Below are 14837 nucleotides of genomic sequence, written 5' to 3'. Positions count from 1 at the left end.
GCGAGGAGCAGCCATGTTGGTGGTGATCACCGGCGGCACCGGGTATCTCGGCGCCCACTCGGTCGCGGCGGTCCGAAGGGCCGGTCACCAGGTACGCCTGCTGGTCCGCGACCCGGCCCGGCTGGCGACGGCGCTGCAGCCACTCGGCGTCGACCCGGCGGACGTGGAACACGTCAGCGGGGACATCTCGGATCCCGGCGCCGTACGCCGAGCGGTCACCGGCGCCGACGCGTTGCTGCACGCGGCCGGCTCCTACAGCTTCGACAGCCGACGTCACGCGACGATGCGGGCCGCCAATGTGACCGGCACCGCCGTCGTCCTCGGCGAGGCCCGCAAGGCCGGTCTGGAACGGATCGTCCACGTGTCGACGTTCGGGGCGCTGTTGCCCGCCGACTCGGCGACCATCTCCGCGGACGCCCCGGTTGGCCACCCACGGGAGACGTACCTGCGGAGCAAGGCCGAGGCGGACTCGATCGCCCGCAGCCACCAGGCGGACGGCGCTCCCGTGATCATCACCTATCCGTTGGCCACGCTCGGCCCGTACGATCCGCACGTCGGCGACCAGGTCGGCCGGCTACGTGCCACGCTGCTCGGCCTGATGCCGATGTGGCCCGACGGTGGGTTCCCGATCGGCGACGTCCGGGACGTCGCCCGGCTGCACGCCGCCGTACTCACCGCAGACAGCGCGCCCCGACGGTTGCTCGCCTGCGGGCGCTACGTGTCCACCCGGGAGTACCGGGCGGCACTTCGCGCGGTCACCGGCCGACGCCTACCGTCGATCACCCTGCCCGCCGCCGGCATGCTGCCGGTCGGACGGTTGGCCACGGCCGCGCAGCGGATGGTCCCCGTGCACATCCCGGCGGAGTACGGAGCGATCTACACCTGTCGGATCGCCAGCGGCGTCCAGGTCGACAACACGGCCGCCGAGAGCCTGCTCGGCGATCCCGGCATCCCCCTCGCCCGTACCCTGACCGACACGGTCCGCTGGCTGCACCGGACCGGCCGGTTGACCGCCCGGCAGGCCGGACGGGCCGCAGGTTGACCCGGCCCGCCCGGTGCCGGCACAGACCGCAGCCGGCACAGACCGCAGCCGGCACAGACCGCAGCCGGCACAGACCGCAGCCGGCTCAGACCGCAGCCGGCGGCGGCAGCGAGGTGGCGGCCCAGCCGCCGACCCGACGCGCGGCCTGCAGACTGGCCCACGACGTGAGCGCGATCAGAGCCGCGTCGTCGGCCCCCGAGCTGCGGTAGGCCGCGACGACCTCGTCGTCGACCTGGTACGACGCGAAAGCGGCGAGCGCCGCGAGCCGGCCCGCCGGGCGGTCACCGGCCGGCAGCCCCGCGACGAGGTCCTGGATCCACCGACGGCTCAGGCCGGGGTGCTGGCCGTGCCAGCCGGACACCCGGTCCACGATCAGGTCCCGTACGGTGACCGGCACCGCGCGGCGGCCGGCGTCCTCGATGGCGGCGACGGCACGGGCGAGCGCGTCCGCGATGTCGGCCCGACCCGCCGTCCAGGCAAGATCCGCCGGCGGCGCCGCCGCAGGCAGCAGCGCGTCGTCAGCACCGCCGGGCAGGCGCGCCGCGGCAAGGCGCATGACCTGGCCGAGCCCACGCCGGATGGCTCGACGCACCATCGGCGGCGCGCCGACGGGCATCGGTGACTCCCGTAGGAAGATGTTGACCATCCGGTTGAGCAGGTGAAAGGTCACCACCACCCCGACGTACTCGGCGGCGGCGTCGGCGGGCACCGGGAGCGGGGCCGACGCCGCGCCGGGCCCGGTGGTGTCCCGTGCCCAGCGGGCGAGCCGGCGCAACCGGCCCGGTGGCAGCTCGTCGAGCCGACCCTGGCTGATCAACATGGCGGCCCGGCCACCGCCCAGCCCGCCGAGCACCGAGCTGTGCACCTCGACGCAGTACGGGCACTGGTTGCCGAGCGAGACGGCGGCGGCCACCGCCTCCTTCTCCGCCCGGGGCGCCACCCCGGGCCGTACCAGGGTGGCCTGCAGCATCGCCCACGACGCCGCCAGTACGGTGGGGTTCGGCGAGTGCAGCACCAGTGGTGGCGCCAGGATGCCGAACTCCCGGTCGATCTGGCGGTACGTGTCGGCGACCAGTCCCTGGGCGGCGGTACGGGCCACGGGCGACACGTACCGCACCTCGGCCAGCGACCGTTCGACACCGCTGCGGATGAGCCAGCCGCGCATGTGCTACCTCCTCGTCTCAGCGAACTCCGCCGGGGGCGGCCCTCGTACGATCGGCAGATGCTCGGCCGCATGTACGACAACCAGACCTGTCCGGTAGCGAGAGCGCTGGAAGTCGTTGGTGAGCGTTGGACGATCCTGATCGTCCGGGACGCGCTGTTCGGCACGACGCGGTTCGACGACTTCCGGGCCAACCTCGGCGTGGCGCGCAACGTGCTGTCGAACCGGTTGCAGACGCTCGTCGAGGCGGACGTGCTCGACCGGGTCGTCTATCAGCAACGGCCACCGCGCTACGAGTACCAGTTGACCGAGCGGGGCCGCGCGCTGGCACCGGTGGTCATGTCGTTGATGGACTGGGGAACGCAGCAGCTCGGTGCCGACGGGCCGGGCCGGGCGCTGACGCACCACGGCTGCGGCGGCCGGGCCCAGGTACAGGTCGGCTGCAGCCGGTGCGCCGAACGGCTGGACAGTCGACAGATCGACACTCGCCCGACGGGCCGGCCGGCGCCGGACCGGTGACCCGACCGGTCACGCCGGCCGGTCACCGGTCACGCCGACGTCAGGCCCGTCGGGTGCCCGTCTGCTGCAGTACGCCGCGTCGACCGGCGGTCTCCCCGTTGGGGGCCGGTGCCCCGTACGTCACGGACAGGCCCCGTTCCGCGGCTGCGGCGACGATCGCCGGCACGGCCCGCTCGGCGAGCGCGGCGATCGTCATCGCCGGGTTCACGGTGAGCGCGCCGGGCACCGCCGATCCGTCGGTGACGAAGATCCCCGGGTGGCCACGCAGTTCGTGACGGTCGTCAAGGGCCGAGGTCGCCGGGTCGTCGCCGATGCGGCAGGACGCCAGCGGGTGGACGGTGTACGCGCCGACCAGGTCGTTGGTCCACGGCATCACCCGGGCCAGCCCGTCGCGCTCCAGGATGTCCCGGATGTCGGCGTCGGCAGCAGCCCAGCCCCGCAGGGTGTTCGCCGTCGGCCGATAGCGCAGCGGGCCACGAGCGAGCATCTGCTGGGACAGCCGGACCCCGTTGCCCGACGGCGGCAGCTCGCCGAAGACCCCCTCGTTGTCGTCCTCGCTCATGATGAAGATGGTCAACCAGGACTGCCACTTACGGATCAGCTCCTTCTTCTCCACCCCGAACCAGGTGGGGCCGGTGGCGTCCGGCACCTGGGCCAGGATGGTGCCGAAACCGGGCGGGAAGTAGAGCTGCTCCAGCGAGTACCGCTCGTACTCCGGCAGCGCCGCATCCAACCGGTCCCAGCTGGCCACCGCCGGTCCCTTGCCGATCTGGTACGCCTGGTACCCGACGCCGTCGGCCCGCTGCAGGCCGAGCACCTCGCGGACCCGGTCGTCGTCGACGACGGCGGTGTTCAGCCGCTCCCCGTTGCCGGAGAAGTAGCGCCCGACCGCGTCCGGCATCTGCCCGAGGTACGGCGCGGAGCGCTGCAGGATCACCGGGGTCGCGCCGGCCCCGGCCGCCACCACGACGATCTTGGCGTCGATCGTCCCGCTCGCCACCTCGATCCGGTAGTCGACCTCGTCCATCACGGTGTAGTGCACCCGGTAACTGCCGTCTGCGTTGCGGGTCAGATGCTGGACCTCGTGCAACGGGCGGATCTCGGCACCGTGGCTGATCGCGGCCGGCAGGTAGTTCAGCAGCAGCGAACGTTTGGCGTCGAAGCGGCAGCCGGACATCATCCAGTTGCAGTTGGTGCACTTCTCCTCGTCGATCGCCACCGGAACAGGGTTGGCGGTCCGGCCGGCGTGGTCACAGGCGGCGGCCCACAGGCCGCCCGCGTACGGCACGTTCCGCCACTCCTGCTGGGTGACCGGCAGGGCCTCGGCGACCCGGTCGTACCAGGGTTCGAGCGTGTCCCGGGAGACGGCGGCCGGCCACATCCGCCGGCCGATGCTGCCGTGCCGTTCGAAGACGAACCGTGGGGCGCGCGGCATGGCGGCGAAGTAGACGACGCTGCCCCCACCCACGCAGTTGCCACCCAGCACGCTCATACCGTCGCCGATGACGAAGTCGAACGCCCGGGTGGTCGACGATCCGAACTTGAAGTCCTGGTCGAAGTCCGTGCCGGACAGCCACGGGCCGCGTTCGAGGATGGTCACCCGGGCACCACCGGCAGCGAGGTGGTACGCGGTGATGGCGCCGCCGAAGCCGCTGCCGATCACCAGGACGTCGGTGCTCTCGATGCTGCTCATGCCGGGCTCCCTGAGGGGGTCGTGTCGGGATGCGGGCGGGCCAGCTGCCGCCCGTACGAGTAGGCGGGGAACCGCCAGAGCCCGTCGGCGTCCGGCGGGAAGTAGCCGAGTGTGGTCAGCCCGGGATGACCTGCGGCGAGGGCGTCGGTGGTGTGCAGGTGTGAGCCGGAGTCGAAGGCGATCGTGCTGAACATCGCCAGGCTGACCCAGAGCTCCCGCTCGACGTGGTCGGGCGCGGTGAGCTCCTGGATGAGCGAGACCCGCTCGGGGTAGGCCAGGGCCACGAACGGCGGCAGGGCCGCGGCGAGCGGGTGGCCGTGTTCCTCGGCGAACCGACGGGCGTGCTCGTTGAGCTGCTCGGCCAGCGTCTCCAGCACGGGTTCCATGCCGCCTTCGGGGCTGCGCAGGACCTCCAGCGCGCCGGCGGATGCCGCACCGCCGCCCGACGCGACGCCCGCGACCGCGTGGTCCTCGGCCGAACGTTTCTCGCCCGGCAGAATCGTGTCGGCGTAGGCCTCCAATGTCATGCTCATCTCATCGTCAGCCGGGGCTGGAATCACGGAAAGCCTCCTGCTACTACTAAATGACCGGGCAGAAGAACGCCATATCTCGACCTGACCGACAAGGTTCGCCGTCAATTATCAGGCCGCCCTTGACTCATAATGGACGCTGCGACCCCGACCATCATCTTCATGGTTGCTTGAAGCAACCCAACTGCTCAACTCTGTTGCTGTTCCCGTACGTGGAGACCAAAGAGCGGACCGACCGGCGATCGGCCGATTCACGAACAGGTCCGCAATATGCAAGACGTGGCCGTTACGGCTGCCGCCTAGGCTCGATGGAAGCCCGCGCCGTCACGGCTGCAGCAGAATGCGCCGACCACCACGGACGGTCGAGAACGAACAGATCCTGTGACAACCGGGAAGGAAGCGCCATGTCCCAGAACCTGGATGTGATCTCCGCTCTCTCCGCCGACGGCGCGGCCGTCGACCAGCTGGTGAGCGGACTCGACGCCGGCCAGTGGCAGCTGGAGACCCCCGCTGCGGGCTGGACGATCGCTCACCAGATCGCCCATCTGGCCGCGACGTTCCGGATGGCGGCGCTCGCGGCGGCGGACCCGGCGGGCTTCACCGCGATGGCCGCACGGCTGAGCCCCGACTTCAACGCCAACGTCGACCGGGCGCTGGCGGAGTACCTCGCCGACCCGCCTCAGGTCCTGCTCGCCCGGTGGCGGGCGGAGCGGACCGCCGCCGAGAAGGCTCTGGCCGCAGTGCCGGCCGACCAGGTCGTGCCCTGGCTGGTACGGCCGTTGCCGCCGGCGGTGCTCGCGTCGGCCGGCATGATGGAGCTGTTCGGCCACGGCCAGGACATCGCCGACGCGCTCGGTGTCCGACCGCAGCGCACCGACCGCATCGGGTTCCTCGTCGGCTTCGCCGTGCGCACCTGGGACTTCGGCTACCTGGCACGGGGCCTCGCCGTACCGGACGTGCAGTTCCGGTTCGAGCTCACCGCCCCGTCAGGCAAGCTGTGGGAGTTCGGCCCGGCCGACGGCACACAGCGGATCACCGGGTCGGCCGAGGACTTCTGCCTGCTGGTCACCCGGCGCCGGCACCGGGCCGACCTGGCGTTGACCGCCACCGGGGCCGAGGCCGACCAGTGGCTCGACATCGCCCAGGCGTACCGGGGGCCGGCCGGACCCGGACGACGGCCCGGACAGTTCGCCGATGGCCGCCGGTAGTCCGGCCGCGACGGACCTGCGCTCCGACCTGGCCACCGCGACGGAGGAGTCACCATGGTGATCGTCATGCGGGCAGACGCCGCGGCACCCGACATCGCCGCGATCATCGACCGCGTGGAGTCAGCCGGCGGCCAGGCTTTCGTCAGCCGGGGGATCGAACGGGTGATCATCGGGCTGGTGGGCGACGTCGACCGGTTCGCCACGCTGAACCTGGCCGGGATGCGCGGGGTCCATCAGGTCACCCGGATCTCGGCGAAGTACAAGCTGGTCAGCCGGGAGCACCATCCGCAGCGGTCGGTGGTATGGGTGGGTGGTGTACCGATCGGGCCGGGCACGGTCACCTTCATCGCGGGACCGTGCGCGGTGGAGTCCCCGGCGCAGACGCTGGCCGCCGCGCAGCTGGCCCGTCAGGCCGGCGCGAGCCTCCTGCGGGGCGGCGCGTTCAAACCCCGGACCTCGCCGTACGCCTTCCAGGGACTGGCCGAGGACGGACTCCGCATCCTGGCCGAGGTCCGGGAGCACACCGGGATGCCGGTCGTCACCGAAGTGCTCAGCGCCGAGGACGTGCCGCTGGTCGCGCGGTACGCCGACATGCTGCAGATCGGTACCCGCAACATGCAGAACTTCCCGCTGCTGCAGGCCGCCGGGTCGGCTGGCCGGCCGGTCATGCTCAAGCGCGGCATGTCCGCGACGATCGAGGAATGGCTGATGGCGGCCGAGTACATCGCCCAGCGGGGAAACCTCGACATCGTGCTCTGCGAGCGGGGCATCCGTACGTTCGAGACGGCGACCCGCAACACTCTGGACATCTCCGCCGTGCCGGTGGTCCAGCAGCTGTCCCACCTACCGGTCATCGTGGACCCGTCGCACTCCGGGGGACGCCGCGACCTGGTGCTTCCGCTGACCCGGGCAGCGGTGAGCGTCGGCGCGGACGGCGTCATCGTGGACGTGCACCCGGAGCCGGAGAAGGCGCTGTGCGACGGACCGCAGGCGCTGGTCGGTGCCGAACTCGTCGAGCTCGGGCACCGGATCACCGAGCTCACCCGGCTGATGGGCCGCCGGCCCGCGACCCCGGCGCGGTCGGCCCGGCCACGGGCCGCTGCCCAGTCGGGCCGCTGACGGGGACCGCCCGGCCGCGAACCGACGCATGCCTGCACCGGATGTGGGTAGGAGCCCTCACATCCGGTGCAGCGGCGCCGGCGGAGAGGACCAGCGACGTGACTGACCAGGCCATACCCGACGTCGACCGCGACGTCGGGACCGACGACCGGACGATGCCACGGGCCGTGCAGGCCGCCCGGGCGTACGCCGAGGCGACCGCCCGGACCGCCCGCTACCTCGACCGGACCGGTACGTTGCCCGACCCGGCCGACATCGCCGAGTACGCCAACCTGCTCGCCCGGGAGGAGGCGACCCGCGACGAACGCGCCGACGCGCTGCGCGCCGCCGGGCTGGAGGTACCGAGCCTCGACGCGGACGAAGGTTGACCCGTTACGTGTGGCCGACGACCGCCGGTCAGAAACGACCCCAGTCGTCGGCGGCCGGCCGCCACACGTCGATGTTGCGCGGGTCGACGGCCATCCGCCGGGCCCGGTGCGTGGCGTGCTCCTCCGGGGTGAAGACCCGGTGCCGGTCGCACAGCTCGTAGCGCGGCCCGTGCTTCGGGTCGTGCATGTAGAACGCGATCGACGTCGACGCCGAGTGGTTGACCAGGTCGGAGGCGATCGGCACCTTCTTGTACTGGGCCCGCGCGCGGTGATCCCTGCCCCTGCGACGTGGCCGCCACGCCGAGCACGGCGGTCGGGAGCACGAGCAGCACGCCGAGCCGGCGTACCGTCCGCCGCGAGACGGGACGGTCACGCACCCGCAGGTAGGCCCAACCAGCCACACCGAGCGCCGGCACCGTCAGCAGGTCCGTCCAGTCGGCCCGGATCACCGACGGGCCGACCACGGCGCTCCACGCCGCCGAGGCGACCTCCAGGTGATCGTTGATCAGCAGCAGGATCAGGGACGCCAGCGTGACCGGATGGATCAGCCAGGCCAGGGTCACCGGGAACGCCCGCCCCGGACGGTCGCCACTCATGCACGTCACTATCCGCGCGGATCGTAACGGTCCAGGCTCGACGCCGTTGCAGCCGCAACAATGTTGTCTCCGCGAGGTGACTCCACGACACGGTAATCAGCGGCGGTACGCGTCACGGCGGTGATCGACGTCGAGGACATGCACCTCGTGATGCTTGTCGTCGATGCGATACCGGACGCGGTACTCACCGCGTCTGGCGCGCCAGAGACCCTCGAACAGTGCGTGCAGCTGAGCGCCCACCCGATGTGGTTCTCGTCGCAGCGGGCCGTTGATGAACTCCCACGCGGCGAACGCGGCGCTGGCCGGGAGGCCGTGACTCAAAGCGCGTCTCGCGCCAGGTGCCAGGATCAGGGTATACGGTTCGGGTCCGTCGGCTTCACCGTCGGCGCCTGGCTCGTCATGCGGCCTGTTCACGAGCCCGCCGTTGCGCCATGAGGAGCGCCATTTCCTCCGCGCTGGTGCTCTCTCCCCTGGCGAGGGCGTCGTCGGCCTCCTGAATCCGCGCCATGGCCGTCGGATCGGAGAGGAGCTCGATGGTGGCCTCCATCGACTCGAGGTCCTCGGCGGAGATCAGCACGACGTATTCGCGGCCGTTGCGCGTGATGTGAACGCGGTCGTGGGTACGGTCGACTTCGTCGGCCACCTCGGAGAGCCTGGCCTTCGCTTCGGACAACGGAAGCACGGTCATAGACCAAGATTCTAGTCTACGGCGTCGCCTACGTCCACGAATGGTCAGACCAGGCGTTCCGACACGAGAGCAACGGCCCCAACCTGGAACGGCCCGTAGGTGACAGGGACGCGTGGGACGTATGGGACCCCTGGGACGCGTGATCGTGTCCAGACGATGACGGTTAAGGTCGTTCGATGGTGACCTTCCGGGTCGACGACGTGGTCCCGGCGACCACACGCCTGCCTACCCGACCGGTGGGCGATCTCTTCGATGACGCGTTGGTGGTCGGCGGTGATCCAGCGCTGCCGGTGCTGGTGCCGGACGGGGTGCACCCTTTGCTCGACGCGGTAGGGCGGGCGTTCGCCGACCACCGCCCGCTGGTGTTGACTCCCGACGCGGTGTGGTTGACCATCGCGCAGGGCGTCGCCCATCACATCCGGCTGCACGCCGAGGAGCTGCGTCCCCGGCTGGTTGACCACGCCGGCCGTAAGCGCCTCACCGTGGCCGTCGACGGGCCCATGCCGACGGACGCGGCGTCCTGGCAGGACGTGGTCGAGTCGTTCCACCACCTGCTGGCCGCCGAGAGCAGCGACGCCGACTTGTTCAAATGTGATTTCTCCACCAGCAGCGACGTCGACCGTCTCGCTGGCCGGGTCACGGCGCTCGACGCCTACTCCCCGTACTTTTCCCTGTGGTTGGTGTGCGTGTGCGGCATCCCGTCGATCACGGTGACCGGCACTGCGGCGGACTGGCGGAAGATCCGCACGCGGGTGGACACGATCGCAGGGTACGGCCTACAGAAATGGTGCCGGTCGCTCGCACCTGTCGCCGACCAGTTCGTCCGGGCCGCGCAAGGCCAGGTGGACGTGGCGTTCTGGCGGCGGATCTACAACCCGGTCGACGCGTACGGTGGTGAGGTGGTGACGGGCTGGATCGCCCGCCTGTACCCGTACCTGCGGGGAAAGGGGGCGCTGGACCGCCCGAATCCGCTGCTGGAGCTGCCCGTCGACGAGCCCCGCGACGCGACGGTCGACGGCCGGGGCTTCTACAACGGTCCGGGCATCCGCACCGATCGGCTTCCCGCGACGTTGTCGAGGGTGATCGTCAACGTCAACGACGCGACGGCGAACGACAACCGTACGGTCGCCCTGCACGCCGGCCTGGTCGGCGTCGCGCAGGACGACGACGGCGCGCTGCGGCCGGTGGCCGGCTGGTACCTCGCGCCTGCGGCGGTGGAGATCGACGACGTGATCGACCGGATCGTTCGGGACCACGACATCACGCCGCCGCAGCGGCTGGACGTGTTCAACCTGACCGACGAGCTCGTGGCGCTCTACCAGCGTGTCGGCTCCGCCACGCTGTTCGACATCTGGCGGCTGCTGCCGGTCACCGAGCACCGGCACATCTATCGCGACTACGACGAACCGTCACTCCTGGCGGTCATCGAGTCCCCCGACGGCCAGAGCATCTGCGCCGCCCTCGACGACAAGACGCAGTCGGCCCACTGGGTCCGCTGCCGGATCGAGGAGGTGGCGGCCGCACGGTCGGACGAGTTCCAGGCCCGCTTCCGCCTGATCGACGACCCCGCCGACGTCCCGGTGTACGGCACCTCGCTCGCCCACCTGCTCGACGCCGCGCTCGACTCCGGCGGCGACATTTCGCACCTGGAGACCGGTCGGCTGGATCAGCTCGACCGACCAGCAGATGGTCGATGACCCGCTGTCCGGCCGGCGGGCTCGGCCGGCCGGCGGCACGTCCCGTACGGGTGGGTCAGCGGTGGCCAAGCTGCCCCGCAGCGCGCTGACCGACAAGGGCCGGACCGGCATCGCGCAGGTCGAAGCGGCCTGGTGCACCCTCGCCACCGGAACCGACTGAGGTACGGTCAGCCGATCGACACCGCCATGCCGCACACGCGCGCCGCGCTCGCCGACGACCTGACCGCACTCGGGGTACGGCGCGGATCGGTGCTGATCGTGCACTCGTCACTCAAGGCGCTCGGCTGGGTCTGCGGCGGCCCGGTCGCGGTGGTCCAGGCGCTGCTCGACGCGCTGGGTCCCGACGGCACGCTGGTGGTGCCGACGCACACTCCGGACAACACCGATCCCGCTTGCTGGCGCAATCCGCCCGTACCGGAGTCATGGTGGCCGGTAATCCGCACCCACACGCCCGGATTCGATCCGGCGGTGACGCCGAGCCGCTGGATGGGCGCTATCGCGGAGACAACCCGTACCTGGCCGGGTGCGCGTCGCAGCGACCACCCGCAGGTATCGTTCGCGGCCGTCGGCCCACTCGCCGAAGCCGTGGTGGCCGGGCACCAACTCGACGACATGCTCGGTGAACACTCCCCCGTCGGTGCCGTCTATCGGCTGGACGGCGATGTCCTCCTGCTGGGCGTAGGACATCAGAGCAACACCTCGCTGCACCTGGCCGAATATCGGCTGCCGGACCCGCCGCGCAAGCAGGAAGGCTCGGCCGTACGCACCCCTACCGGTCGCGCCTGGACCCACTGGCAGGACGTCGCCATCGACGAAAGCGACTTCGACCAACTCGGTGCTGCTTTCGAGACCGTCAGCGGCGCGGCGATCGGGAAGGTCGGCGCGGCCGAAAGCCGGCTGACGCGCCAACGCCCGCTGGTCGACTTCGCCGTGAACTGGCTCGCCACCCACCGGACGACCCGCCAGTCATAACGGTGACCGCAGGTGTCGCCCGTGCCCCGGCTGGTCGACGAAGCGATGCCGTACGCCTGAGGCATCCCGCTGCGGGCAGGGCGGTACTCGGTAGTTCCGTACGCCAAGGCAGCGGCACTACATCGAGGTGACGCTGAGACACCTCATCTCGCGAACTTGACGTGCGTCAGCGTCACCTCGACGAGGCGCATGCCGGCTCACGCACAAATCTCGGCTGTCGGCTTCACGCCAGGGCTGTCTTACCACCACTTAGCAGTGCGCACAGCGGACAGGCGGAGAGGAAGACAGCGATGGCAACACACGACGTGATCGGCGTCGGGTTGATGGTTCTTGGGTCAGCCGTACCCCTGATGACACTATGGCTACGGCTGCACTTCCGGCTCCGCCAGGAGCGGGAGCGGCGCGACTACCTGCAGACGGCTACCGCACTGCCCGCCGGGAGCCGGGTGCGGGAGCAGCGCGAGGACGGTACCCGGCTGGTCCTCGACCTCGGGCCCGCGACCCGAAACGAGTGCTGATGAACCACGTTCTGGAACCTCCCGACGAACCGGGACGTACGTTACCCACGACCGCGACCGGCGTGCCGACTCACCACGACCCGGGCCCACCCCTGGTCGATGTCGCCGCCTACAGCGCCTTCTACCGGGCAGAAGTCAAAGCCCTGGTCAACTTCCTGCTCTGGATGGGTGCGGGACTCGCCGACGCCACCGACATCGCCCAGTAGACCATGATCGAGGCGTACCGAAGCTGGCCGTCGATCCGGCATCCGCGCGCGTGGACCCGGCGGGTCGCGTCCCGCCGGTACGGCCGTCGACAATTCGGCCAGGAGGTGGTCACTGAGCCGGAACTGCTCAGCCCGTTGCTGTCCGCATCCGCCGACATCTCCGCCTGGGAGCAGCGACATGATGTCATACGGCTGCTGGCCATACTGCCTTGGCGACAACGGCAGGTCATGGCGTGGACGTTCGACGGCTACCAGCCGCAGGAGATCGCCGTCGAACTGGAGATCACACCCGAGGCGGTACGGGCCAGCTTGAAGCTCGCCCGCCGCGCGCTCGCCGAACACCTCCGCCGGGCGGGGGAACCCAGATGAACGATGACGACCTGTTCACCGGCCTGCACGCCAGCACCGCAGCCGAACTCGACGGCCTGCTCGACGTCGAAGCGGGCCTGCGCGAAGCCCTCGTCGCCGCCCAACACACCCGTACCGGCCAGGACTTGGACCTTGACGAGGCAGGACTCCGCGCATTCGTCCCTCCGCCAGCGGCAGCCACACCCTCTGCGGCCTCGCCTTCCGAGCAGCCCAGCGCAACGCCCGACCGGGCAGAGTTGCAATGTGAGGTCGCAGCTCGGCTGATGTCGCTGGACGACGCCAGCCGACTAGGTCTCCGCAACCACCCGGCCATCATCGCCTTCGCTGTCGTCCTGGAGATCACCAAAGCGGTGATTACCAACCGATCCTCGGCCCACGACCGTGACCCAACTCGCGACCTCATCCCTGCCCGCACACTCGCCGGCGACCTCATCCGCAGCCTCGGCTTCGTCAGCGACCGCAACCTCGCCTACGCCCTTTATCTCGCCCACGCCCACGACCTCGCCCGCGCTCTCAACCTCGCCCGCGACCTCGCCCGCGCCCGCCGACTCGCCCACAACCTCGCCTACGACCTCGCCCACGCCCGCGCTCTCAACCTCGCCCGCGACCTCGCCCACGCCCTCGCCCGCGACCACAAACGCATCCGCGCTCTCGCCCACGACCACGACCGCGATCGCGTCCGGGCTCTCGCCCGCGATCTTGACCGCGTGCGGCACAACTTCACGGACGCCGATCTCAGGGATGCGGACCTGACCGAGGTGTCGCTTATTGGCGTTCGCTGGTCGATCGCCACCAAATGGCCGTCGGACGAGTGGCAGGCTCAGGCCCTACTGGACTCGCGCGGGACCTGGGCGGCGGGATATACGAGATCCGGGGCGGCAACACGAACGTCCCCGCCCAGAGCATCTGAGCGCCTCTCATACCGGATCACGCTTCTGGGACTGCACCGGAGCATCGAAGGAACCCCGGTCACCTGGTACGGGTGGCCGGGGTTCTGGGGAGCGTTGTGGGAAGCGGGTCAGGCGCTGGTGCTGGTGTCCTTGGTCGACTCGACGAACGCCGACCAGGCGGCCGGGCCGAAGGTCAACGTACCGCCGTCGCGGTCCTTGGTGTCGCGGACCAGGACCCGACCGGAAAGGTTGTCGGCGACCTCGACGCAGCTGTTTCCGCCGTTGGCCGATCGGCTGGACTTCCGCCAGCGCGGTTCACTTGCGCTCATCGATCATCCTCAGCATCAGATCCTGGGACTGCACCACCGGCAGGGCGAGTCCGTCCACGGATTCCCAGGCTAGTTCCAGCTCGGCCACTTCGCCATGGCTGGACACCACGGCGCCCTTCAACTGGTTGTCGAGGTAGCCGCAGCGCCGACCGTCCGGCAGGTTGGCGATCACGAACGCGCCACCGAGACCGAGGTGCAGCCCGGCGTCGTCCGGCAGCACCCGGACTTTGACCGACGGCCGGTGGCCGAGGTCCACCAGGTGGCCCAGTTGATTCTTCATCACCTCGCGAGGACCTCGGCTGAGCGCGAACTCATTGATGATGGCCGAGACCACCACCGGGTTGTCCCGGCCGAGCGTCGCGGCCTGTCGCTCCAGCCGGGTGCGCACCAGGTCGTCGATCCGCCCGTCGTTCATCGTGGAGGTCGCCAACACCGCCCGCATGTAACCCTCGGTCTGGAGCAGTCCGGGGACGAGCAGCGGCTCGTAGGTGCGTAACAGCAGCGCCCGGCGCTCGTGCTCGACCCACGGACGCATCCACGGGTACCGGTCCTGCCGCGCCTCCGTCGACAACTTCTGGATCTTGTCATCGGTGCCGAAGACCCGATCCAGGTTGGTGGCGGTGTCCGCCTGCGGGATGTGCCGCCCCGATTCGAATCCCGCGACGAGCGACTTGGACACCCGCAGCGCGGCGCCAAGCTGACTCTGATTCATCCCACCGGCGATTCGAAGTCGCCGAATCTCGACGCTGAGCTCACTCACGTTTGGATCACCCCAATGTCGTGGTGTGGTGGTTGTTGTCCGCTGGTGGCCATCCTTCCACTGATCCGGATGGATAGTCCAGGATGGAATAGACAAACGTCGGCACACCACGAGAAAACGACCCCCGGGGACGATTCCCCGAGGGTCGTTCATGTGTGTCGGACGACGATG

At 70.2% G+C, this 14837-nt stretch carries 20 protein-coding genes; 11 read left to right on the top strand and 9 right to left on the bottom strand.

What is annotated here, in order from left to right:
- The first annotated feature begins 13 nt into the window (after window positions 1-13).
- Complete coding sequence (locus ACN28F_RS24500; RefSeq protein ID WP_421359870.1) at window positions 14-1042, top strand: NAD-dependent epimerase/dehydratase family protein; 1029 nt, start codon at window positions 14-16, stop codon at window positions 1040-1042.
- Window positions 1043-1127: 85 nt separating this feature from the next.
- Here ACN28F_RS24500 and ACN28F_RS24495 read toward each other — a convergent pair whose 3' ends face one another.
- Entirely contained in the window at window positions 1128-2207 is a 1080-nt protein-coding gene (locus ACN28F_RS24495) for a carboxymuconolactone decarboxylase family protein (protein ID WP_421359869.1), read from the bottom strand.
- Between the two features lie 57 nt (window positions 2208-2264).
- Between ACN28F_RS24495 and ACN28F_RS24490 the strand changes: the two genes are divergently transcribed.
- Window positions 2265-2723, top strand: coding sequence for a winged helix-turn-helix transcriptional regulator (locus tag ACN28F_RS24490; protein WP_421359867.1), 459 nt, complete (start codon window positions 2265-2267; stop codon window positions 2721-2723).
- Window positions 2724-2763: 40 nt separating this feature from the next.
- Here ACN28F_RS24490 and ACN28F_RS24485 read toward each other — a convergent pair whose 3' ends face one another.
- Together ACN28F_RS24485 and ACN28F_RS24480 are read right to left on the bottom strand one after the other, a co-directional pair.
- The gene (locus ACN28F_RS24485) at window positions 2764-4416 is read right to left on the bottom strand and encodes an FAD-dependent oxidoreductase (RefSeq protein ID WP_421359865.1); all 1653 of its coding nucleotides are present in this window, start codon (window positions 4414-4416) and stop codon (window positions 2764-2766) included.
- Complete coding sequence (locus ACN28F_RS24480; RefSeq protein WP_421359864.1) at window positions 4413-4943, bottom strand: DUF5987 family protein; 531 nt, start codon at window positions 4941-4943, stop codon at window positions 4413-4415. The genes ACN28F_RS24485 and ACN28F_RS24480 overlap by 4 nt, the downstream gene beginning before the upstream one ends.
- 407 nt (window positions 4944-5350) lie before the next feature.
- Between ACN28F_RS24480 and ACN28F_RS24475 the strand changes: the two genes are divergently transcribed.
- The 3 genes from ACN28F_RS24475 (at window position 5351) to ACN28F_RS24465 (ending at window position 7641) form a co-directional block, all read left to right on the top strand.
- Window positions 5351-6154 carry a TIGR03084 family metal-binding protein gene (locus ACN28F_RS24475; protein WP_421359863.1) on the top strand — a complete coding sequence of 268 codons (804 nt, stop codon included), beginning with the start codon at window positions 5351-5353 and terminating at the stop codon, window positions 6152-6154.
- 54 nt (window positions 6155-6208) lie between these two features.
- Entirely contained in the window at window positions 6209-7273 is a 1065-nt protein-coding gene (aroF, locus tag ACN28F_RS24470; RefSeq protein WP_421359861.1) for a 3-deoxy-7-phosphoheptulonate synthase, read from the top strand.
- Between the two features lie 98 nt (window positions 7274-7371).
- Complete coding sequence (locus ACN28F_RS24465) at window positions 7372-7641, top strand: hypothetical protein (RefSeq protein WP_421359860.1); 270 nt, start codon at window positions 7372-7374, stop codon at window positions 7639-7641.
- A gap of 28 nt (window positions 7642-7669) precedes the next feature.
- Here ACN28F_RS24465 and ACN28F_RS24460 read toward each other — a convergent pair whose 3' ends face one another.
- From ACN28F_RS24460 to ACN28F_RS24450, 3 genes are all read right to left on the bottom strand, one after another.
- Window positions 7670-7885, bottom strand: a complete 216-nt coding sequence (locus ACN28F_RS24460) for a hypothetical protein (protein ID WP_421359859.1) — start codon at window positions 7883-7885, stop codon at window positions 7670-7672.
- Between the two features lie 448 nt (window positions 7886-8333).
- A complete protein-coding gene (locus ACN28F_RS24455) occupies window positions 8334-8651 on the bottom strand; it encodes a type II toxin-antitoxin system RelE family toxin (protein ID WP_421359858.1) in 318 nt (105 codons plus the stop codon).
- Window positions 8635-8925 carry a type II toxin-antitoxin system Phd/YefM family antitoxin gene (locus ACN28F_RS24450; RefSeq protein ID WP_421359857.1) on the bottom strand — a complete coding sequence of 97 codons (291 nt, stop codon included), beginning with the start codon at window positions 8923-8925 and terminating at the stop codon, window positions 8635-8637. Before ACN28F_RS24450 ends, ACN28F_RS24455 begins: the two co-directional genes overlap by 17 nt.
- Before the next feature lie 176 nt (window positions 8926-9101).
- On the opposite strand from ACN28F_RS24450, the gene ACN28F_RS24445 reads away from it, so the two are divergent.
- The 6 genes from ACN28F_RS24445 (at window position 9102) to ACN28F_RS24420 (ending at window position 12687) form a co-directional block, all read left to right on the top strand.
- Window positions 9102-10622, top strand: coding sequence for a DUF4419 domain-containing protein (locus ACN28F_RS24445; protein WP_421359856.1), 1521 nt, complete (start codon window positions 9102-9104; stop codon window positions 10620-10622).
- Window positions 10612-10782 (top strand): hypothetical protein, encoded by a 171-nt coding sequence (locus ACN28F_RS24440; RefSeq protein WP_421359854.1) that lies wholly within the window; start codon window positions 10612-10614, stop codon window positions 10780-10782. The genes ACN28F_RS24445 and ACN28F_RS24440 overlap by 11 nt, the downstream gene beginning before the upstream one ends.
- A gap of 26 nt (window positions 10783-10808) precedes the next feature.
- On the top strand, window positions 10809-11594 hold the full coding sequence (locus ACN28F_RS24435; RefSeq protein ID WP_421359852.1) for an aminoglycoside N(3)-acetyltransferase: 786 nt from the start codon (window positions 10809-10811) through the stop codon (window positions 11592-11594).
- A gap of 290 nt (window positions 11595-11884) precedes the next feature.
- Window positions 11885-12112, top strand: a complete 228-nt coding sequence (locus ACN28F_RS24430) for a hypothetical protein (protein ID WP_421359850.1) — start codon at window positions 11885-11887, stop codon at window positions 12110-12112.
- A complete protein-coding gene (locus tag ACN28F_RS24425) occupies window positions 12112-12318 on the top strand; it encodes a hypothetical protein (protein ID WP_421359849.1) in 207 nt (68 codons plus the stop codon). Before ACN28F_RS24430 ends, ACN28F_RS24425 begins: the two co-directional genes overlap by 1 nt.
- A 105-nt stretch (window positions 12319-12423) precedes the next feature.
- The gene (locus tag ACN28F_RS24420) at window positions 12424-12687 is read left to right on the top strand and encodes a sigma factor-like helix-turn-helix DNA-binding protein (protein WP_421359847.1); all 264 of its coding nucleotides are present in this window, start codon (window positions 12424-12426) and stop codon (window positions 12685-12687) included.
- A 287-nt stretch (window positions 12688-12974) separates the two neighbouring features.
- Here ACN28F_RS24420 and ACN28F_RS24415 read toward each other — a convergent pair whose 3' ends face one another.
- The 3 genes from ACN28F_RS24415 to ACN28F_RS24405 all read right to left on the bottom strand — a co-directional run bounded on the left by ACN28F_RS24415 (window position 12975) and on the right by ACN28F_RS24405 (window position 14819).
- Entirely contained in the window at window positions 12975-13403 is a 429-nt protein-coding gene (locus ACN28F_RS24415) for a hypothetical protein (RefSeq protein WP_421359845.1), read from the bottom strand.
- Window positions 13404-13705: 302 nt separating this feature from the next.
- A complete protein-coding gene (locus tag ACN28F_RS24410; protein ID WP_421359843.1) occupies window positions 13706-13906 on the bottom strand; it encodes a DUF397 domain-containing protein in 201 nt (66 codons plus the stop codon).
- On the bottom strand, window positions 13893-14819 hold the full coding sequence (locus ACN28F_RS24405; protein ID WP_421359841.1) for a helix-turn-helix domain-containing protein: 927 nt from the start codon (window positions 14817-14819) through the stop codon (window positions 13893-13895). Before ACN28F_RS24405 ends, ACN28F_RS24410 begins: the two co-directional genes overlap by 14 nt.
- Window positions 14820-14837: the final 18 nt, after the last annotated feature.

Origin of the sequence: Solwaraspora sp. WMMA2101, assembly GCF_049179175.1 — a bacterium.
Classification (GTDB): domain Bacteria; phylum Actinomycetota; class Actinomycetes; order Mycobacteriales; family Micromonosporaceae; genus Micromonospora_E.
Note: the sequence above shows the minus strand (reverse complement) of the source record. Positions and strands in the feature narration are given on the sequence as shown.